The organism is Agrobacterium sp. 6Ca8 (assembly GCF_055382765.1).
Window position 1 is genome coordinate 1783301 of record NZ_AP026433.1, and the last position, 20530, is coordinate 1803830.

Below are 20530 nucleotides of genomic sequence, written 5' to 3' on the forward strand. Positions count from 1 at the left end.
CAGACGGCGAAGCCTGGTGCAAGGTTGGAGGCGATTGAAACGATTATATTCGGCTTCTTTGCCCAAGCTGCTGAAAAACCGCGAGAAATCGGCATTTTTCGTGATAAATTCACTTTACACCTACACGTGGCTGTCGCATCCATTTGCCAGACATATCTTTCTATCCAAGCAAAGGAGAGCCACAATGGCCAAACAGAAAGTCGCAATGCTGACCGCGGGTGGCCTTGCTCCCTGTCTCTCTTCAGCCGTTGGCGGCCTGATCGAGCGTTATAGCGACGTCGCGCCTGATATTGACATTGTGGCCTATCGTTCCGGCTATCAGGGGGTGCTTCTGGGCGACCGGATCGAGATCAACAAGGACATGCGCGAAAAGGCGCATCTGCTGCACCGTTATGGCGGATCGCCGATCGGCAACAGCCGCGTAAAGCTCACCAACGCTGCCGATTGCGCCAAGCGCGGGCTGGTGAAAGAGGGTGAAAATCCGCTGCGCGTTGCCGCCGAACGGCTGGCTGCCGACGGCATCACCATTCTCCACACCATCGGCGGCGACGACACCAACACCACGGCCGCCGACCTTGCCGCCTATCTCGGCGCCAACGGTTACGATCTGACCGTCGTCGGGCTGCCGAAGACCGTGGATAACGACGTGGTTCCGATCAGGCAGTCGCTCGGCGCATGGACCGCGGCCGAAGTGGGCGCTTCCTTCTTCGACAATGTCAGCAACGAGCAGAGTGCTGCGCCGAAGACCTTTGTCATCCACGAAGTCATGGGCCGCCATTGCGGCTGGCTGACGGCTGCGACCGCCCGCGCCTACATCCAGAAGACCAACGGCAATGAATATGTCGAAGGACTGATGATGAACACGCAGATGAAGAACATAGACGGCATCTACCTGCCGGAAATGGCGTTTGACATCGAAGCGGAAGCCGAACGGCTGAAGGCGATCATGGACAAACACGGCTACGTCACGTTGTTCGTTTCCGAAGGTGCGGGGCTCGATTCCATCGTTGCCGAACGCGAAGCCGCCGGTGAGGCCGTCAAGCGCGATGCCTTCGGCCATGTGAAGATCGACACCATCAATGTCGGCGGCTGGTTCCAGAAGCAATTCGCCGGCCTCATCGGCGCCGAACGCTCCATGGTCCAGAAATCCGGTTACTTCGCCCGCTCCGCTCCCGCCAATGGCGACGATCTGCGCCTCATCCAGGGCATGGTCGATCTTGCCGTCGAAAGCGCGCTGAACAAGGTCTCGGGCGTCACCGGCCACGACGAAGATCAAAAGGGTAAATTGCGGACCATCGAGTTTCCGCGTATCAAGGGCGGAAAGCATTTCGACCTGTCTGCAAAATGGTTTACCGAAGTGATGGAACACGTCGGTCAACCGTTCACAGCGGCCTAATTTTACGATAGGCTGGATAAAGCGGCGACAGGGAGGGCAAGGAGGAAGAGAATGTCTGGACAGGCGTGGCTGGTTTTTTGTGCAGCATGTGCCGTTGTGTTCGCACTTCCCTCTCCCCTTGTATTCTCTGTCGCCTCCTATGCTGCTATCCGCGGCAGAAAAACGGTGTTTGCCTCCGTCACTGGCGGCGCGCTTGGCATCGTCACAGCCATGACGATATCCGCGATTCCAGCGGCTTGCCTTGCCTATCTGCCGCATGCCTTTGTGGAAATCGTTCAGTGGACGGGTATCGGCTGGCTGATTCTTTTCCTGTTTTGGACCTTTGCCACCCCCGCCGCCCAGGCAGCCAATGCAGACAATGACAATCTGCCCGGCAAATCATCCAGCGGCATTTTCCGTGATTGCTACGCCATTGCAGCGTTGCGTCCGCGCTATTTCATGTTCTTCCTGGCACTGTTGCCGCAATTCGTTTCCACCTCCGGCAATGCGGTCGAAACGCTGGCCGTAGCGCAGGCCGCAATCCTGTTGCTGGCACTTGGCATTCTGGCAGCGCAGGCACTCTTTGCCGGCTCCACGCTGGCACTGGTGCGCCGCATGTCCGGCAACAAAAAAATCCGGCCGAAATACCGCACTCACTTCATTTCTGGCCGTGCCGTCAGCGCCGGATACCGCCGCATCGCCGCCTGAAAAACCGCGACGCCACGTCCCGGCTTGCCGCTATCCTTACAATAGGTTAATGAAGGCTCGATGGGACACTGCCTGCTTCGCTCGACGCGGGGGTATCGACAGACAGGCATAACGAAGGCGGCAACATGCGAAATTCGGCAAAATTCCGCGGAAGAAGCGCACTTCTTCTGTCTTCCACGGTGGGCCTTGCACTGGCTTTGGCCGGATGCACCAGCGTCGAATATGCCGCAAAGGAAGGGCCGAACGGCCCGAAAATAGCTGCAGTCAACCAAACCGCACCGGCACAAGCCTCCGCACAGTCGGAAACGGCTGGTACCCCGGCTGATACCGCCGCACCGGCAGCACATGCCACTGAAGTGGCAGCCTCTTCCCAGCCCGAATCGCTTCCAACCGTCGCCGCCGTCAAGGGTGGCCGCGTGGCGCTGCCGCCGGCAGCCGAAATTGCAGCGGCAGTGGCAAGCCCAACCCAGATGCAGCCGCAGCAACAACAGACAGAGGTCGCGCAGGCAACGGTAACGACAGCCGCGCCGACGACGGCTGCGGCTCTTGCACCGCACGCCGCAACGCCGGCAGCCGCAGCGATCGAAACCGCAAGTGCCGCCGCGAAACCGGCGGCCCACAACTCTGCCGCCGACCTGCCGCGGGTGGTTGCCGTCAAGGGCAGCTTCCCGCCCGCACCGCCGCCGCCCGGAACGCCGTCGATCGGTACCGAACTGACCGCGGAACGGAAAGTCATTCCCCTGCCGAAGCCGGACAGCACGGTTCTGGCCTATGCGGCCGGTCCGACCAACGCCGCCCTTGCCGCTATCCGGCAGAACGAAACGATGACGGCGCCGTACAAATCCGCGCCGGCCGGACGTGAAAAGCTGAGCGGGCTTATTTCGAAATACGCTGTCATGTATAATGTGCCGGAAGATCTGGTGCATCGCGTGGTGCAGCGTGAAAGCAGATACAATCCCGGCGCCTATAATGGCGGCCACTTCGGCCTGATGCAGATCAAGCACGCCACGGCCCGCTCCATGGGCTTTGATGGCCCCGCCTCTGGCCTGTTCGATGCCGAAACCAACCTCAAATATGCCGTCAAATATCTGAGCGGCGCCTGGCTTGTTGCCGACAACAACCGGGACAATGCTGTCAGGCTTTATGCACGCGGTTATTATTACGACGCCAAGCGCAAGGGCATGCTGCACGTTCTGCGCAAGTAAGCCTTTGAGCAGCGCCGGGACTGCAATGCAGCAAAGCAGCTTTTCTTAAAAACGTCGAGCACGTCACTTTCGTCTCCTCGGGCTTGTCCCTGGAATCTGCAAGCTTTTGATTTTACGATATGTGGCTGGATCCTCGGTACAAGCCCGAGGATGACGTCGCATCCAAATCAAAGCTTGAGACCCGAGTGGTTTCACACCGCCTTTTCGATTCGTTACGTCGGCCCACAACCCCTGTCATCAAACTGTAGCGTCGTGACTGTAGACGCCTCTCAATCTATTGAGAGGTGAACATATGACGAGTGCGGCACCCAAGACCGGCTTCAGCAAGAATACGAAACTGAAGTCCGCATTGCTCCAGCACAAGGCGCTCTCGAAAAGCGGTTTTTCCGAACGGTTCTTCGGGGTTCTCTTTTCCGGTCTGGTTTATCCGCAAATCTGGGAAGACCCGGAAATCGATATGGAAGCGATGGAGCTTGCTGAAGGCCACCGCATCGTCACCATCGGCTCGGGTGGCTGCAACATGCTGGCCTACCTCTCCCGCAACCCTGCCAGCATCGATGTGGTGGATCTTAACCCGCATCACATCGCCCTCAACAAACTGAAGCTTGCCGCCTTCCGCCATCTCCCGGCCCATCAGGATGTGGTTCGCCAGTTCGGCCGCGCCAATACGCGCAGCAATAGTCACGGCTACGACCGCTTCATCGCCGACCATCTCGACGACACGACCAAGGCCTACTGGTCGAAGCGCACCCTGTCCGGCCGTCGCCGCATCTCGGTATTCGACAGGAACATATACCGCACCGGTCTGCTCGGCCGTTTCATCGGCGCCGGCCACCTTATGGCGCGCCTGCACGGCGTCAAGCTGACCGAAATGGCCAATAGCCGCACGCTGGATGAACAGCGTCGATTCTTCGACAGCAAGGTCGCACCGCTGTTCGACAAGCCGGTGGTGCGCTGGCTGACAAAGCGAAAAAGTTCGCTGTTCGGCCTTGGCATTCCGCCCCGCCAATATGACGAGCTGGCAAGCCTTTCCAACGACGGCACAGTCGCCTCCGTCCTCAAGGAGCGGCTTGAAAAGCTTGCCTGCAACTTTCCGCTCAGCGACAATTATTTCGCCTGGCAGGCCTTCGCGCGCCGTTATCCCGAGCCGCATGAGGGTGCCCTGCCCGCTTATCTCAAGCGGGAATATTACGAGACGATCCGCAACAACACCGCCCGCGTTGCCGTGCACCACGCCACCTATACCGAGCTGCTTTCCAAAAAGCCGGCAAACGGCGTCGATCGCTACATTCTGCTCGATGCGCAGGACTGGATGACGGATGTGCAGCTCAACGAATTGTGGTCGCAGATCAGCCGCACCGCCGCTCCCGGCGCCCGCGTCATCTTCCGCACCGCTGCCGAAAAGAGCGTGATCGAAGGCCGTCTCTCGGCCGATATCCGCAACCAGTGGATCTATCTCGAGGAACGCTCCAATGAGCTCAACGCCATGGACCGTTCGGCCATCTATGGCGGCTTCCATATCTATCAGAGGGCTCTGGCATGAAAACCATCGGCGAGAATGTCGGCCTTGCGGATGAGGCGCATGCGAGCCTGATGGACCGCATGTATCGCCACCAGCGGCATATCTACGATATTACCCGCAAATATTACCTTCTGGGCCGCGACAGGACCATTTCCGGCCTCGACGTGCCCAAGGGTGGCACGCTGCTTGAAGTCGGCTGCGGTACCGGCCGCAACCTGCTGCTGGCCAGCCGCAAGTTTCCGGAAGCAAGACTGTTCGGTCTCGATATCTCCGCCGAAATGCTGCTGACCGCATCCGAGAATTTTACCGGAAAGACGGAACGCCCCGTTCTGCGCGTGGCCGACGCCACCGCTTTCCGCGCCGCAGAATTCGGTCAGCCGGACGGTTTCGACCGAGTCATGATCCCCTATGCGCTTTCGATGATACCGGACTGGGAAAAGGCGATCGAACAGGCGCTGACAGCTCTCAAGCCCGGCGGCTCGCTGCACATCGTCGATTTCGGCCAGCAGGAACAATTGCCCAAGTGGTTCCGCGCACTTTTGCAGGCATGGCTCACCCGCTTCCACGTCGCGCCCCGCGCCAATCTCCGTTACGTTCTGGCCAACATGGCAGGCCGTTTTGACGGTAATCTCGAATTCGAGGAGATTGCCCGGGGTTACGCCTGGCGGGCCGTCATCACGCTTCCGGTCGCCGAAGTGCAGCCAAAAGTCAGCCGCATTCTGACAGACGCCTGATCTTCAAGGGTTACGGCGCCTCGCCTCTGCAAATGCGGGCGAGACGCTGCCAGCCGACGGTCCTACAAGTATACGCCAGTGAGGTGCTCAGGCATTTCGCTCGCCTGAAAGACCGCAAATCTCTTGGAATCCAGCGACTTGCGAGCCGAAAAAAGGCCACTGCCTCTTGCCATAACGGCTTGTTTACCATGTTATGGGTAAATCGGGAGATGCGGCGCGCCATTTTGCGGCCGTGGATGGGCAACAATAATTCATCAGGGTTCCAATGCGGCTGCGTCTATCGGCACTTTTGTCGGCTATGTTGTTGATCGGCGGTTGTACGTCCACGAGCTATGACCTGCTTGAAACGGCTTCTGTTTCCAAGCCGAAATTCTCCGATACCGACCCACAGGATTTTGGCACGAACAACCCGCATCGCCACGAGGTGCATGGCATCGACGTGTCCAAATGGAATGGCGACGTCGACTGGCGGACCGTTCGCAAATCCGGCGTTTCCTTCGTCTTCATCAAGGCCACCGAAGGCTCAGACCGCATCGATCCGAAATTCAGCGACCATTGGCGCAGTGCGGCGGCGGCAGATATCCTGCACGCGCCATACCATTTCTACTACTTCTGCTCGACAGCGGACGCTCAGGCCGACTGGTTCATCAGCAACGTGCCAAAGGAAGCCGTCACCCTGCCGCCGGTTCTCGATGTGGAATGGAACCCCTCCTCCCCCACCTGCAAGACGCGCCCGGCTCCTGGCATCGTCCGTGCCGAGATGCAGCGTTTCCTCGACCGCCTCGAGGCCCATTACGGCAAGCGCCCGATCATCTACACCTCGGTCGACTTCCACCGCGACAACCTCGTTGGCCAGTTCAAGAATTACCATTTCTGGGTGCGCTCCGTCGCCGCGCATCCCGCCAAGATTTACGAAGACCGGCAGTGGGCCTTCTGGCAATATACGGCCACCGGCGTCGTGCCGGGTGTCAACGGCCCAACCGACATCAATGTCTTCGCCGGAAGTGAGAAAAACTGGCGGAAATGGATCGCTTCGGCCAAATAATACGGCCAAGAAGCAACACATTCGAAAAATCGGCGTTCTTCTGCACCGGCAGATCGCTGGACCCGTTTTTTTGTCGCAAACATGTGGGTAAAGCGGGCTAACAACCTATCGAGGAAATTCCCATGCCCACTTTTCGGTCGCGCAGCATCATTTTTGCCGCCGCTCTGTCGCTTCTCTCCACCGGCTCCGCCCTTGCCACACCGCCTGTGGCCTCGCCTGACGATCCAAAGCAGGTTGCCTGCGGCGGTGATCTCGGCGCATTTCTTGAGGGCGTGAAGGCTGAGGCCGCTGCCAAGGGTGTTCCGGCCGCTGCCATCGAAAAGGCGCTGGCCGGCGCGCAGATAGACCCCAAAGTGCTTTCGCGTGACCGCGCACAGGGCGTCTTCCGCCAGACCTTCCTCGAATTTTCCCAGCGCACCGTCAGCCAGGCCCGTCTCGATATCGGCCGCAAGAAGCTGCAGGAGCTCTCGTCGACCTTTGCCCGTGCCGAGAACGAATTCGGCATACCGGCTGGCGTCATTGCTGCCTTCTGGGCCATGGAGACCGATTTCGGCGCCGTCCAGGGCGATTTCAACACCCGTAACGCGCTGGTGACCCTCTCGCACGATTGCCGCCGCCCGGAACTCTTCCGTCCGCAATTGCTGGCCCTCATCGAAATGGTCCAGCACGGCGATCTCGACCCCACGTCCAACACGGGTGCGTGGGCCGGTGAAATCGGCCAGGTACAGATGCTGCCCAAGGACATCATCGCCTTCGGCATCGATGGTGATGGCGATGGCCATGTCAACGTCAAGAGCAGCGCACCGGATGCGATCCTCACGGCGGCGAAATTCATCCAGCACCTCGGCTTCAAGAAGGGCGAACCCTGGATGCAGGAAGTTTCCGTACCGGAAAACCTGCCCTGGGAAAAATCCGGCCTTGGCGGTTCGCTTACCGCCGGTGACTGGTTTACCCTTGGCGTGACCCCGCGCGACGGTAACAAAAATTTCGCCTCCCTGCCCGCAGCCCTCATCATGCCGCAGGGCCGCAAGGGACCGACCTTCCTCACCTATCCCAACTTCAACATCTATCTGGAATGGAACCAGTCGTTCATCTACACGACCTCGGCTGCCTATTTCGCCAACCGTCTGATGGGCGCCCCTGTCTATAACAAGGGCAATCCCGATCCGGGCTTCGATGACGCGACGATGAAAGAGTTGCAGACCAAGCTTGAAGCGCGCGGCCACGATGTTGGCAAGGTGGACGGAATTCTCGGTTCCGGCACCCGCGTCGCCATCCAGAAGGAACAGCAGCGTCTCGGAATCCCTGCGGATGGATGGCCGACCCAGGCACTTCTCCAGGCGCTTTAACCTGTGTTAATCGCACCTTCGGGCCTTTAATCTATCGGCCGGAATCAAGGCTTAAACTGTTAATCTCGACCGGATGACTGGGGATAACACCCCGGTCATTTACTTTTTTTAAAGATATGAAGCACTGCGTGATGAGAAAATAATCTTTTATTTTCAATTAATTACAGAAGTTACTTTTTTAAGCGGCGACAAAGCATGCTGCACCGCATCACAGAAACCGCTTTTCAAGTGCCACAAAACGGTCATATTATCGAACCTGTCAACAACAGGAGGCACCCATGGGACTTACAAAATCTCTCAATGCCTTGGCAGTCGGTTTGGCGTTTTTGTTCGTAGCGATGATGCTTTTCATCTGACGAGACGTGAAGACCAAACGCAGAAAAGAACCGTAGATGACACGAGTTTGAAAAGCGCAGGTCCTGTCGGGCCTGCGCTTTTTTCCTGTCGTAAATGGAATATCTGAAATCAGGCGGCGCTGCGGCGCAAACGCTCAAGACCGAGGTTCTCAAGCACCGCATCAACCAGCGGCGCACGGTTCATGGTGTAGAGATGGAACTCGTTGACACCCCGCCGTTGAAGATCGGCGATCTGCTCGGCAGCAACTTCCGCCGCAACGCGGGCGCGTCCCTCGAGATCGTCATCATAACCTGCAAAACGCTCATCCAGAAAACTGGGCACACTGGTACCGCAGCGGCCGGCGAACCGCTTGAGCTGGGTCAGGTTCTGGATCGGCATGATACCCGGAACGACCGGAATGGTGATGCCCGCAGCCGTAACCCGCTCCATGTAGCGCTCGAACACGTCATTATCGAAGAAGAACTGCGTCAGCGCCCGCGTTGCGCCGTTGTCCGCCTTGCGCTTCAGCATATCGATATCGACCGCATCGCTGGCGCTCTCCGGGTGCTTCTCGGGATAGGCAGAAACGGAAACCTCGAAATCGCTGATATCGCGTAGCCCCTTCACCAGAGCGGCGGCATTCTCGTAACCTTGCGGATGCGGCCTGTAATCCGTGCCGATACCGGTCGACGGATCGCCGCGCAGCGCCACGAAATGGCGAACGCCAGCATTGCGAAACTCTTCAACGACCTGATGCACGTCGTCACGGCTGGCATCCACGCAGGTCAGGTGCGCGGCGGTCGGCAGATGACTGTCACCGATCATCCGACGCACCGCATCCAGCGTCGGCGCCTTGGTGGAACCGCCCGCGCCATAGGTGACGGAGACGAAATCCGGATCCCATTTCTTCAGCTCGGCAACCGTTTCCCAGAGCTGGTTCTCCATCTCGGGGTTCTTGGGCGGGAAAAACTCGAAAGATAACCGGATATCGCCCCGGATTTCGCCATTGTGGCGCGCGGTTTCCGACCTCAACATATCATGCCCTCCCGGCAGCAAGTAAAACGGCCTCTTGCACCACATCGTCTGCCATCAGCAGCCGCTGGTCGCGGGCAACCCATATCGTGACGTCCAAGGATTCATCGGACGCCCGTTCAGAATGAAGATCGACGGCGCGGTCGAGCGCGAGCCCGGCCTTTTTCAGCCATTCATCCATAAGCGGATGCGAAAAGCCGAGCCGCACATGCGCATGCTCGTCGCGAAGATGCTCGAAGGAATGGGGTGCAAGATCGATGACGATCAGCCGGCCACCGGGACGCAACATGCGGGCGGCTTCGGAAAGCGCGATCTCCGGCTGGTCGAGAAAATGCAGAACCTGATGGATGACGATCAGATCGAAATCCTGGCCTTCCAGCGGCAGGTTGAGAATATCGCCATGGCGAACGGATGCATTGACCACGCCCGCCTTGTCCAGATTGGAGCGCGCCACCGACAACATGTCGCGGCTGGCATCGACGCCGATTGCCCGGCGATAGATGCCGCTCAGAAGCTGCAGGATGCGGCCCGTCCCGGTACCGAGATCGAGCAGCGAATCGATTGGGGTGGTTCCGACCAGCTTCAGCAATGCCCCTTCCACGGCCTCGTCGCTCACATGCAGGCGGCGCAGCTCGTCCCAGGCGGAGGCATTGCGGCTAAAATAATCCTGCGCCCGCTCCGCCCTCACCCGCTTGACGGTGGCAAGGCGTTCGCTGTCGCGCTGGAGAACGGCGTCAGAGGGCGATGCGGCGCCCAGCAGCTGCCTGATAACAACGGCGGGCTCGCCATCCTGCCGCAGGCGGAAATAGGCCCAGGCGCCTTCCTGATAGCGCTCGATCAACCCTTCTTCCGTCAAAAGCTTGAGATGACGGGAAATACGGGGCTGCGACTGGCCGAGAATTTCGGTGAGGTCGGTGACGGTCAGATCGCCGGCCGCCAGAAGCGCCAGCAAGCGAAAGCGCGTCGGCTCGCCGGCCGCCTTCAAGAGATCCACCAATTTATCCAAACCGAACGCCACGTCTGCCGCACCTTGCAATCTAATCAACATATAAAGATATCTTTATGTCGGCGTCACGCGAGATGCAAGCGCAATTTGCCACGCTCTCCCCTCAAGCCCCATTTATTGCATGAAAAAAGGCCCGCTTTTGGGCGGGCCTTTCTGAAGTGATCCGAGAACAGGATTAGCGCGTCAGGCGCTTGTAGCTGACGCGGCCGGGCTTGATGCTTTCCGGGCCGAGACGACGGACCTTGTCCTTTTCATAGTCTTCGAAGTTGCCTTCGAACCATTCCACGTGGCTGTCACCCTCGAAGGCGAGGATGTGAGTGGCCAGACGGTCGAGGAACATGCGATCGTGGCTGATGATAACGGCGCAACCGGCGAAGGCTTCCAGCGCTTCTTCGAGCGCTGCCAGCGTTTCCGTATCAAGGTCGTTGGTCGGTTCGTCGAGCAGCAGCACGTTGCCGCCTGCCTTCAGCATCTTGGCAAGGTGAACGCGGTTACGCTGACCACCGGAGAGGTTGCCGACCTTCTGCTGCTGATCGCCGCCCTTGAAGTTGAAGGCGCCGCAATAAGCGCGGGAGTTCGTTTCGAACTTGCCGAGCTTGATGATGTCGTTGCCGCCGGAGATTTCCTCCCAGACGGTTTTGTCACCCGCCAGCGTATCGCGGCTCTGGTCGACGTAACCAAGGTGCACGGTCTCACCAATGGTCACCGAACCGCTATCGGGCTTTTCCTGACCGGTGATCATCCGAAACAGCGTGGTTTTACCCGCACCGTTCGGGCCGATGACGCCGACGATGCCGCCCGGAGGCAGCTTGAAGGTGAGGTTTTCGATCAGAACCCGGTCACCATAGGACTTTGTGAGGTTTTCCGCCTCGATAACGACACGGCCCAGACGCTCGGCGACCGGAATGACGATCTGCGCGTCGCCGGGACGGCGATTTTCAGCGGCTTCCACCAGTTCGTCATAAGCGCGGATACGCGCCTTGGACTTCGTCTGGCGAGCCTTGGGGCTGGAAGCGATCCACTCCTGTTCGCGGCTGATGGCCTTCTGGCGCGAGGCGTCTTCGCGGGATTCCTGCTGCATGCGCTTGGCTTTTGCCTGCAGATAGGCGGAATAGTTGCCTTCGTAGGGAATACCACGACCACGGTCGAGTTCGAGAATCCAGCCGGTGACGTTGTCGAGGAAGTAGCGATCGTGGGTGATCATCATCACGGCGCCGGGATAGTCGCGCAGGTGCTTTTCGAGCCAGGCGATGGTTTCAGCGTCAAGATGGTTGGTCGGTTCGTCGAGCAGCAGCAGGTCAGGCTGCGAAAGCAGCAGCTTGCAGAGCGCCACGCGGCGGCGCTCACCACCCGAAAGGCCGGTTACTGCCGAGTCGCCAGGCGGGCAACGCAGCGCATCCATGGCCATTTCGACCTGATTTTCCAGATCCCACAGGTTCTGGCTGTCAATGATGTCCTGAAGCTTTGCGCCCTCATCCGCCGTTTCGTCGGAATAGTTCATCATCAGCTCGTTGTAGCGGTCGACGATTGCCGTCTTGCTCGCCACACCTTCCATGACGTTTTCCATCACGGTCTTGTTTTCGTCGAGCTTCGGCTCCTGCTCGAGATAACCGAGCGTCGCACCCTCAGCGAGCCAGGCCTCACCGGTATATTCCTTGTCGAGACCGGCCATGATCTTCAAAACGGTCGACTTACCGGCACCGTTCGGACCGAGGATACCGATCTTGGCATCTGGATAGAAGGAGAGATGGACGTTCTCAAGAACCTTCTTCGCGCCATAGGACTTGTTCAGCCCGGCCATGTGATAGATGAATTGACGTGCCATTGTAGCGAATGCTCCACATCGGATTTTAAAGAGTACGTATCGGGAAATTTGCCGCTATGTAGGGTAAATAGGACCTTGGGGCAACCTCTGGCACGATTATGACCCCATGATTATGACAAGGGATACCATGGCAGGCACGGGTGAAAGCATGAATGAGACGACGGATGACTTGACGTTCAGCCGGATTGAGAGGCTCGACGCTCCATCAGGCGCATCCATCGCCTTTCGCCACCAGCCCTCTGCCATTTCTCCGGCGCGCGGCGTGCTGATGATCTGCCACGGCCTGGTGGAGCACGCCGGCCGTTACCGCCGTTTTGCCGATGTCATGGCAAAGCAGGGTTTCGAGGTCTATGCCCACGATCATCGTGGCCATGGCCGCACAAAGGCTGCCGATGCGCCTCTCGGTCGCTTCGCCTGGAAGGACGGAGCCAGCAAGGTCGTCGCCGATGTCATGGCGATGCGCATGATGGTTGGCGAAAGACATCCCGGCCTGCCGATCATCCTGTTCGGCCATTCCATGGGCGGCCTTGTGGCGCTCAACACCGCCGTCAGCCATGCGGATGCCTTTGATGGTCTGTCCATCTGGAATTCCAACCTCAATCCCGGTGTCATGGGCCGTCTTGCACAGATTGTGCTGCGCCTTGAAAAGATGCTGAAAGGCTCTGATGTGCCGAGCGCCATCCTGCCCAAAGCAACCTTCCGTGCCTGGAATGCCAGAATGCCGGAAAAACGCACTCATGCGGATTGGCTGAGCCATGACAGGGTAGCGGTGGACGCTTATGTGGAGGATCCGCTTTGCCAGTTCGAGGCCAGCGTCTCCCTGTGGCAGGATGTCTTTGAATTGTCCTATCGTGCGCCGAGGCTCATCGAACGCCTGCCGAAGACGCTGCCGATTTTGCTTGTCAGCGGCGATCAGGATGCCGCGACCAATGACGGCAAGGAGATCGTCTGGCTTGCCGAACGCTTCCGCGAAGCGGGTTTCGGCCATGTCGAACACACGATCTATCGGGGCATGCGCCACGAAACCCTGAACGAGATCGGCTGGCATGCCGTGGCTGCGGATTTCGCCGCCTGGTGCGGCCGCGTCGTTGGCAACTGACGAGCCTTTGCCGAAACGGAATAAGTCCATGAGATAAAATCACATGCGGCAATGCGGGGAGACGTCTATAAACCGGCAAGCAGAAAACACCGGGGGACAAATGACCGAAACGCCGAACAGGAAACCGCCACTATCAGGCATTCGCGTCATTGAACTGGCGCGTGTTCTGGCCGGTCCCTGGGCGGGGCAGATGCTGGCCGATATGGGTGCGGATGTCATCAAGGTCGAGAACCCTGAAGGTGGAGACGATACCCGCGCATGGGGTCCGCCCTTTGTCGAAAGCGCCGATGGTGAAAACCTCTCCGCCGCCTATTACCATGCCACCAATCGCGGCAAACGCTCCATCGTCGCCGATCTCAAGACGGCGGAAGGCTGTGCGCTGGTGCGGCGGCTCGTGCGAACCGCCGATGTTGTCATCGAGAATTTCAAACGCGGCGGGCTTGCCAAATATGGCCTCGACTATGAGAGTCTCAGGGTTCTCAATCCGAAGCTGATCTATTGCTCCATCACCGGCTTCGGCCAGACCGGGCCTTATGCCGATTTCGCCGGATACGACTATATCGTGCAGGGTATGTCCGGTTTCATGTCGATCACCGGCGAACCCGACGGTCAGCCTATGAAGGCGGGCGTTGCCGTTGCCGATATCTTCACCGGCATCTATTCCGTGACAGCCATTCAGGCCGCGCTGATCCACGCCATGCGGTCAGGTGAAGGCCAGCATATCGACATGGCGCTTCTGGACGTGCAGTCGGCCGTGCTCGCCAACCAGAATATGAATTACCTGATTTCCGGCAATGCCCCCGTCAGGCTCGGCAACGCCCATCCGAATATTTCCCCCTATGAGGTGGTGCCGACGGCTGATGGTTTCCTGATCCTAGCGGTCGGCAATGACGGCCAGTTCCGCCGTCTCTGCAAGATCCTCGGAATCGAGGCGACCGCCGATGACGAACGTTTCGCCACCAACAAGGCGCGCGTGGCGCATAAGGCAGAGGTGCGGCGGATCGTTTCCACCGAAACGCTGAAATGGCAGAAGCGCGATCTTCTGACCGCCTGCGAGCAGAACGCCGTACCGGCCGGGCCAATCAACTCCATCGAGGAAATGTTCGCCGATCCACAGGTTCAGGCACGCGGCCTGCGTGTTGATCTCGAGGCGCAGGATGGCACCGTCATCCCCGGTGTGCGGACACCGATTATCATGTCACAGACGCCGCTGCGTTACGAACGCCCGAGCCCGAAGCTTGGCGAGCATCAGGCGCAAGTGCTGGCCGAACTGGAAAACATCGAAAGGACCACGACGCCATGAAAGCAACCGGAATGAAAAGAACAGGCGGACAACTGATCGTCGAAGCGCTGAAAGCCAATGGCGTCTCCCGCGTTTCCTGCGTTCCCGGTGAAAGCTATCTGGCGGTGCTGGACGCGCTCTATGAAAGCGGCATCGAAACCGTGGTCTGCCGCCAGGAAGGCGGCGCTGCCATGATGGCCGACACCTGGGGCAGGCTGACCGGCGAACCCGGCATCTGCATGGTAACGCGCGGTCCCGGCGCCACCAACGCCTCGGCCGGCCTGCATATCGCGAGGCAGGATTCCATTCCGATGATCCTGTTCATCGGCCAGGTACAGCGCGAAGCCCGCGAGCGTGAGGCGTTTCAGGAAGTGGAATATCGCCGCGCCTTCACCGAATTCGCCAAATGGGTGGGCGAGATCGACGATGCGCGCCGCATTCCGGAATTCGTCACCCGCGCCTTTGCCGTCGCCACCTCCGGCCGCCCCGGCCCCGTGGTGCTGACGTTACCCGAAGACATGCTGGTTGAAGAGGTTGAAGCCCCCGAGGCAAAGCCCTATACGCCGGTCGAAGCGCATCCCGGCCCGTCGCAGATCGCCGCTTTCTCAAAAATGCTGGGCGAGGCCAAGCGGCCAATCTTCATCATCGGCGGCACACGCTGGTCCGAAGAAAGCGTCGCAAGCTTCACGGCTTTTGCCGAAAGAAACAAACTGCCCGTCGGCTGCTCCTTCCGTCGCCAGATGCTGTTCGATCACTTGAGCCCATCTTACGCGGGCGATGTCGGCATCGGCATCAACCCGGCCTTGGCGAAGGAAATCAAGGAAGCCGACCTCGTGGTGCTGCTCGGCGGTCGCCTCTCGGAAATGCCTTCCTCCGGCTACACGCTGATCGACATTCCCTACCCGTCGCAGAAACTTGTGCACATCTACCCGGAAGCCGAAGAGCTTGGCCGCGTCTATCGCCCCGATCTCGCAATCTGCGCCTCACCGCATGATTTCGTCGCCGCCCTTTCTTCCGTAACGCTCCCCGATAACGCCGCCTGGGCGGACCGCACGGCCACCATGCATTCGGCTTACCTCACCTGGTCGACACCGCCGCAGACCGGTCCGGGCGCGGTGCAGATGGGTCCGATCATGGACTGGATCGAGGCCAACGTGCCGGATGATGCCATCTTCACCAATGGCGCGGGCAACTATGCCACCTGGGTACACCGCTTCCACCGCTTCCGCCGCTTCAACACTCAATCGGCGCCGACCTCCGGCTCGATGGGTTACGGCCTGCCCGCGGCTGTGGCCGCCAAGCACCTGTTTCCCGAGCGCGAGGTGATCTGCTTTGCCGGTGATGGCTGCTTCATGATGCATGGGCAGGAATTCATCACCGCCGTGCGGTATGGACTGCCTATCATCACCGTGCTGGTCAATAACGGCACCTATGGCACGATCCGCATGCATCAGGAACGGGAATATCCCGGCCGCGTCAGCGGCACCGATCTCGTCAACCCGGATTTCGCGGCCTTCGCAAAGGCCTATGGTGGCCACGGCGAAACGGTCGAAAAGACGCAAGACTTCGCCGCCGCCTTCGAACGCGCCCGGGCAAGCGGCAAGCCCGCCATTATCGAGGTGAAGCTGGATGCCGAAGCGATCACGCCAACCCGCACGCTGACCCAGATCAGAAGCCGGACCTGATATTGCGCATGGACATGGCTCCGGCATGGTGTAAATCCTGACTAGAACATACAGGTTAGGAAACGACATGCCGGATGCAGCCCCTCCCGTCATCACCCCACGCGGCGCAAAGATCGAACCTTCGGCCGGTGCGCCATTCGAGGCCGTGCGCGTGGCACGCGATGTCCTGCACACATCCCGCACAGCGGCGCTCGCGACCCTCGATCCGGTCAGCGGTTATCCCTATACGACCGCCACCAATATCGGCATAGAGCCGGATGGTACGCCGTTCTTCTTCGCGGCGGGCCTGACGCTGCATGCCCGAAACATGGAGGCCGACCCGCGTATGTCGTTGACACTTGCCCCCTTCGGCAAGGGTGACGCGCTGACGCTGCCCCGGCTGACACTGGTAGGCAAGGCGGAACTGATCGATCCGAAAGAAGTGCCGCTTGCCAGACAGCGCTACATCGACCGCTATCCCAAGGCAAAACTCTACCTCTCTCTTCCCGATACAAGGCTCTACCGGCTGCGGACAGAGGGCGTGCAGATCAATGGTGGCCCTGCCCGCAACGCCAGCAACATCACACCTGCCGATCTGCGCAGTGACCTTTCCGGCGCGGAACAGCTGATGGCTGCGGCAGCGGACGAGGCCGCGCGCCTCAACGCCATCAAGGGTGAGGCATCACGGCTGGCCGCTCTTGCGGGTGCGAAAACCGCAAGCTGGAAAATCACTTCCATAGACCCTGATGGTATCGACCTCGCCTCAGCCAACGACCTCGCACGGCTGTGGTTTGCAGAACGGGTGAGGACGTTGAAGCAGCTTGAGAAGGCGCTCGCCCAGCCAGTGAAGTGATGGGCGCAAGCGATTCACAAACCTGGGACAATCGCCTCTCCTCCGTCATGCTCGGGCCTGTTCCGAGCATCTGCTACCTATCAATTTGCGATACGTGATTGGATCCTCGGGGCAAGCCCGAGGATGACAAAACGAGCGTTTCGAATTTTCCCAACAAAAAAGGCCGGGCTGCATTCCGCAACCCGGCCTTTTCTCAAAATCAAACCGTTACTCAGAGAGCAGCGGTAACGATGAACTCAACCTTGTAGTCCGGAGTAGCAAGCGCCGCTTCGCTGGTGGCGCGGGCCGGCGGGTTTGCCGGGTCGATCCAGCCTTCCCAGACGGCGTTCATTTCGCCGAAGGTGGACATGTCGGAGAGGTAGATGATGGTCTGCAGGATCTTCGACTTGTCGGAACCGGCAGCGGCCAGCAGACGATCGACTTCAGCCAGCGCCGACTTGCTCTGATCGGTCACGGACACGCCCTCACCGACCTGGCCGGCCAGATAAACGGTGTTGCCGTGGATGACGGCGCCGCTCATGCGCTTGCCCGGTTCGATACGCTTGATGGTCATGGAAAACTCCTGTTGATTGGCTTTAGAAAATCGAATTATCCGCGGAAAATCAGCCGCGCAGGTGGTGGGTCTTTTCGTAGATCGCGGTCGAGCGCGCGCCGGAACGGCAATAGCCGAGCATCGGGCGCTGCAATTCGTCAAGCGCATCCACCATGCCGGTAACCGCATCCGCATCGACGCCGTAGCGGCCAACCGGTACATGCACGATGGTCAGGCCAAGCTGTTCGGCACGCTCGGCAATATCGGCGAAAAGCGGCTGGCCTTCTTCTTCGCCATCCGGGCGGTGGCAGACGATCGACTTGAAGCCGAGTGCCTTGACCTCGTCGAGATCGGCAACGCTGATCTGTCCCGTGACCGAATATTCGTCGTCTATGCGCCTGATATCCATAATAATGCCTCCGCTTAAACCGGCGCCTTGGCGCCGCTGGCACGCTGTCGCCACTGTCTGAAATCCGCATCCGATGTAAGGGCTCAAAACCCTTGCGTCAATGATGCGGCGCCTTCATTCGGTACGCCATTCAGTCCCCTATTCAGAGGATGGAAAAGCGAAGACCATAGGAGCGGCTTTCGCCCGGCTGCAGCATATTGAACTCGCCGGCGGCCTCAAGCTCGCCGCGCCCCACCCAGCGGTGCGAAACCGGTTCGATGCCAAGCACATTGGCCGGATCCTTCTGGTTCCGCCACATCTGCAGATAGGGCAACGTCTCCGTGCCGAAACGTACTTTCAGCGTCTTGCCACCAATTGTAGCAATCGGACCGAGCGCAAGTTCCGCCCATTCGTCCTGACCGGCGGGAACACAGAACACCGTGCCCGGCTCCTCGCCAAAGCGCCAGCCATGACCACCGCCATCGAGCATGGCACCTTCCAGCCGAACGTCCTCGTCAAACAACCGCGCGCCAACATTCATGTGGTACATCAGAAAGACCGGGATCGGCCGCGAACTCGTATTGACGATCCGGTCATCGAGGCTCACTTCTCCGCTTTCGCCATCGATGCGCCATGTCCGCTCGAGAAGGGCCGTGCCGCCATCGGCAAGGTTCACGGGAACCTCGGCACGCGCCAATGCATTGGACTCATGAACGTCGAAGGCAACTATCTTGGCGGGATGCGCGGAGAAGGACCCATGCAACGGATATCGACGCCCCTCGCCCTCACCGCCGATCGGTTCGGGATGGCGGATATGATCGGGACCGCAGGTGAACAGAAAGCCTTCCAGCGAATGGTCAATGCGCGGATCGCCATCATCTGGAATGGCACGGCCGGGCGCGATGTCGATACCATCGACAACACAGGCGCCAATATCGAAAACGGAGGTTTCATCGAGGAAAATGCGTGGCGATTTGCCGGCCTGAAACGAACGCAAGACAACCTCCCTGTGGCAGTAAAAGCGCAATAATCACGGAAACGCTACTAACCGTGACGTAAATTAAGATTGCTTTAACCGTGAATTCACCTTTTTCACAATAGGGTCAAGATTACGGTGTGTTTATCGGTGAACGAAGTAAGGGATAGCAGAATCGTGAAACAGTTTGTTAACGCAGCTCTGGGTCTGGCGATTGCCTTGGCGGCGGTTTGCGCGCCTCTACAGGCTGGCGCGCAGCAGCGTTATGGCTATCAGGAACAGCCGGTTCTGGTGACGCCGGATGGCCGTGTTCTCGATTTCGTGCCCCAACGTGGCGACATCGTCATCAGTCGCGACAATATGGGCCGCACGGTATTTTATGACCGGTACGGCAACCTGCTGGCCACTGAAATGCCGTCAGGCTATCAGCAGCGGCAACAGGTACAGCAGCGCGACACAACCTATTACCCCCCCGCCCCCGGCGGTGAATATCGTGAGCCGCAGCGCGATTACGGTTATCAGGATAATGGAAGCGTGCGCGATTACCGCGAATATCGCGGCAATGGTTCCGGCGACGATGTCTATACCGGCTCGGTTCCCGGCCCGGGCGCTGTCGAAAGCGCGCCGCTCAACCAGCCGATGCCCGAAGAAAGCACCACGGCTGCCGTTCCGCAGCCGCAGCACCTGATCGAGCGCCACACGCCCGTCACCACACCGGTCAACCGGTCCCGCCAGGAGATCGTGGCACTTCAGACTTTCCTCGACCGCGAAGGCATCTCGCCCGGCGTGATCGATGGCAAGATGGGCGACAACGTCAACAAGGCGATTGCCGCCTGGCAGGACATGACCGGCGAAAAGCTCGACCCGAACAATTCCGAGGACATTCTCGAGCGTCTGCGCGCCTCCGGCGGCATGCCGATCGTCGATTATACGATCACCGCAGCCGATGCAGCCGGCCCCTATGTCGCCTCCATTCCGGATGACTATGCCGAGAAGTCGCAGCTACCCGCCCTCTCCTTCACCTCCACGTCGGAGGCGTTGGCCGAACGCTTCCACATGGACGAGACCTATCTGAAAGAACTGAACCCCGGCATCGATTTTTCCGTGCCCGGCACCATCATCAAGGTCGTCAATCCGGGGGAACCGAAAAAGGGACAGGTGGCCCGCATCGTCGCGCATAAGGGCATCAAGCAGGTCTTCGCTTATGGAGAGGATGGTGCTCTGATCGCCGCCTATCCCGCCACCATCGGTTCTACGGACACGCCCTCGCCAAGCGGCACGCACACCGTCGAGCGCGTCGCGCTTAATCCGGGTTACACCTACAATCCGAAGATCAACTTCAGGCAGGGCCAGAACGACAAGATCCTGCAAATTCCGCCCGGTCCAAACGGCCCTGTTGGCACAGTCTGGATTGCCCTGTCCAAACCGACCTACGGTATCCACGGCACGCCGGAACCCTCGAAGATCGGCAAGACCAACAGCCACGGCTGTATCCGCCTCACCAACTGGGATGCGACGGAGCTGGCAAAAATGGTCCGACCCGGCGTCGTGGTTGAGTTCGCGGAATAGGATTGACCGCGAAGACGAATTGCAAAAGCC

At 59.4% G+C, this 20530-nt stretch carries 18 protein-coding genes; 12 read left to right on the forward strand and 6 right to left on the reverse strand.

Annotated elements, in window-relative coordinates; genetic code table 11:
* The first annotated feature begins 184 nt into the window (after positions 1 to 184).
* The 7 genes from ACZ5A6_RS08980 (at position 185) to ACZ5A6_RS09010 (ending at position 7938) form a co-directional block, all read left to right on the forward strand.
* Positions 185 to 1396: a pyrophosphate--fructose-6-phosphate 1-phosphotransferase gene (locus ACZ5A6_RS08980; RefSeq protein ID WP_003513264.1), complete on the forward strand. Its 1212-nt coding sequence runs from the start codon at positions 185 to 187 to the stop codon at positions 1394 to 1396.
* Between the two features lie 51 nt (positions 1397 to 1447).
* Positions 1448 to 2083 (forward strand): LysE family translocator, encoded by a 636-nt coding sequence (locus ACZ5A6_RS08985; RefSeq protein WP_464110913.1) that lies wholly within the window; start codon positions 1448 to 1450, stop codon positions 2081 to 2083.
* A gap of 125 nt (positions 2084 to 2208) precedes the next feature.
* The gene (locus ACZ5A6_RS08990; RefSeq protein WP_174061055.1) at positions 2209 to 3288 is read left to right on the forward strand and encodes a transglycosylase SLT domain-containing protein; all 1080 of its coding nucleotides are present in this window, start codon (positions 2209 to 2211) and stop codon (positions 3286 to 3288) included.
* Positions 3289 to 3580: 292 nt separating this feature from the next.
* On the forward strand, positions 3581 to 4831 hold the full coding sequence (locus ACZ5A6_RS08995) for a BtaA family protein (RefSeq protein ID WP_003513269.1): 1251 nt from the start codon (positions 3581 to 3583) through the stop codon (positions 4829 to 4831).
* Positions 4828 to 5544, forward strand: coding sequence for a class I SAM-dependent methyltransferase (locus ACZ5A6_RS09000; protein ID WP_003513272.1), 717 nt, complete (start codon positions 4828 to 4830; stop codon positions 5542 to 5544). The genes ACZ5A6_RS08995 and ACZ5A6_RS09000 overlap by 4 nt, the downstream gene beginning before the upstream one ends.
* A gap of 265 nt (positions 5545 to 5809) precedes the next feature.
* Positions 5810 to 6589 (forward strand): glycoside hydrolase family 25 protein, encoded by a 780-nt coding sequence (locus ACZ5A6_RS09005; protein ID WP_035251825.1) that lies wholly within the window; start codon positions 5810 to 5812, stop codon positions 6587 to 6589.
* A 122-nt stretch (positions 6590 to 6711) separates the two neighbouring features.
* Complete coding sequence (locus ACZ5A6_RS09010) at positions 6712 to 7938, forward strand: lytic murein transglycosylase (protein ID WP_003513276.1); 1227 nt, start codon at positions 6712 to 6714, stop codon at positions 7936 to 7938.
* 465 nt (positions 7939 to 8403) lie between these two features.
* Here the strand turns inward: ACZ5A6_RS09010 and metF are convergent, their stop codons facing one another.
* The 3 genes from metF to ettA all read right to left on the reverse strand — a co-directional run bounded on the left by metF (position 8404) and on the right by ettA (position 12137).
* Positions 8404 to 9309, reverse strand: coding sequence for a methylenetetrahydrofolate reductase [NAD(P)H] (gene metF, locus ACZ5A6_RS09015; protein ID WP_013636527.1), 906 nt, complete (start codon positions 9307 to 9309; stop codon positions 8404 to 8406).
* A 1-nt stretch (position 9310) separates the two neighbouring features.
* Positions 9311 to 10324 carry an ArsR/SmtB family transcription factor gene (locus ACZ5A6_RS09020; RefSeq protein WP_097100608.1) on the reverse strand — a complete coding sequence of 338 codons (1014 nt, stop codon included), beginning with the start codon at positions 10322 to 10324 and terminating at the stop codon, positions 9311 to 9313.
* A gap of 163 nt (positions 10325 to 10487) precedes the next feature.
* The gene (gene ettA, locus ACZ5A6_RS09025) at positions 10488 to 12137 is read right to left on the reverse strand and encodes an energy-dependent translational throttle protein EttA (protein ID WP_003513287.1); all 1650 of its coding nucleotides are present in this window, start codon (positions 12135 to 12137) and stop codon (positions 10488 to 10490) included.
* Positions 12138 to 12264: 127 nt separating this feature from the next.
* Here ettA and ACZ5A6_RS09030 point away from each other — a divergent pair, with 127 nt between their 5' ends.
* The 4 genes from ACZ5A6_RS09030 (at position 12265) to ACZ5A6_RS09045 (ending at position 17035) form a co-directional block, all read left to right on the forward strand.
* On the forward strand, positions 12265 to 13236 hold the full coding sequence (locus tag ACZ5A6_RS09030; RefSeq protein WP_174061145.1) for an alpha/beta fold hydrolase: 972 nt from the start codon (positions 12265 to 12267) through the stop codon (positions 13234 to 13236).
* Between the two features lie 100 nt (positions 13237 to 13336).
* Complete coding sequence (caiB, locus tag ACZ5A6_RS09035) at positions 13337 to 14539, forward strand: succinate--glutarate CoA-transferase (RefSeq protein WP_174061054.1); 1203 nt, start codon at positions 13337 to 13339, stop codon at positions 14537 to 14539.
* A complete protein-coding gene (locus ACZ5A6_RS09040) occupies positions 14536 to 16203 on the forward strand; it encodes a thiamine pyrophosphate-binding protein (RefSeq protein WP_162701135.1) in 1668 nt (555 codons plus the stop codon). Before caiB ends, ACZ5A6_RS09040 begins: the two co-directional genes overlap by 4 nt.
* Before the next feature lie 67 nt (positions 16204 to 16270).
* Entirely contained in the window at positions 16271 to 17035 is a 765-nt protein-coding gene (locus ACZ5A6_RS09045; protein WP_464110914.1) for a HugZ family pyridoxamine 5'-phosphate oxidase, read from the forward strand.
* A gap of 211 nt (positions 17036 to 17246) precedes the next feature.
* On the opposite strand, the gene ACZ5A6_RS09050 is transcribed toward ACZ5A6_RS09045, so the two are convergent.
* From ACZ5A6_RS09050 to ACZ5A6_RS09060, 3 genes are all read right to left on the reverse strand, one after another.
* Complete coding sequence (locus ACZ5A6_RS09050) at positions 17247 to 17588, reverse strand: RidA family protein (RefSeq protein WP_003513295.1); 342 nt, start codon at positions 17586 to 17588, stop codon at positions 17247 to 17249.
* Positions 17589 to 17637: 49 nt separating this feature from the next.
* Positions 17638 to 17976 carry a protein tyrosine phosphatase family protein gene (locus ACZ5A6_RS09055; RefSeq protein WP_003513297.1) on the reverse strand — a complete coding sequence of 113 codons (339 nt, stop codon included), beginning with the start codon at positions 17974 to 17976 and terminating at the stop codon, positions 17638 to 17640.
* Between the two features lie 142 nt (positions 17977 to 18118).
* Complete coding sequence (locus tag ACZ5A6_RS09060) at positions 18119 to 18952, reverse strand: aldose 1-epimerase family protein (protein ID WP_112391989.1); 834 nt, start codon at positions 18950 to 18952, stop codon at positions 18119 to 18121.
* A gap of 156 nt (positions 18953 to 19108) precedes the next feature.
* On the opposite strand from ACZ5A6_RS09060, the gene ACZ5A6_RS09065 reads away from it, so the two are divergent.
* Positions 19109 to 20500: a L,D-transpeptidase family protein gene (locus ACZ5A6_RS09065; RefSeq protein ID WP_003513302.1), complete on the forward strand. Its 1392-nt coding sequence runs from the start codon at positions 19109 to 19111 to the stop codon at positions 20498 to 20500.
* Positions 20501 to 20530 lie beyond the last annotated feature (30 nt).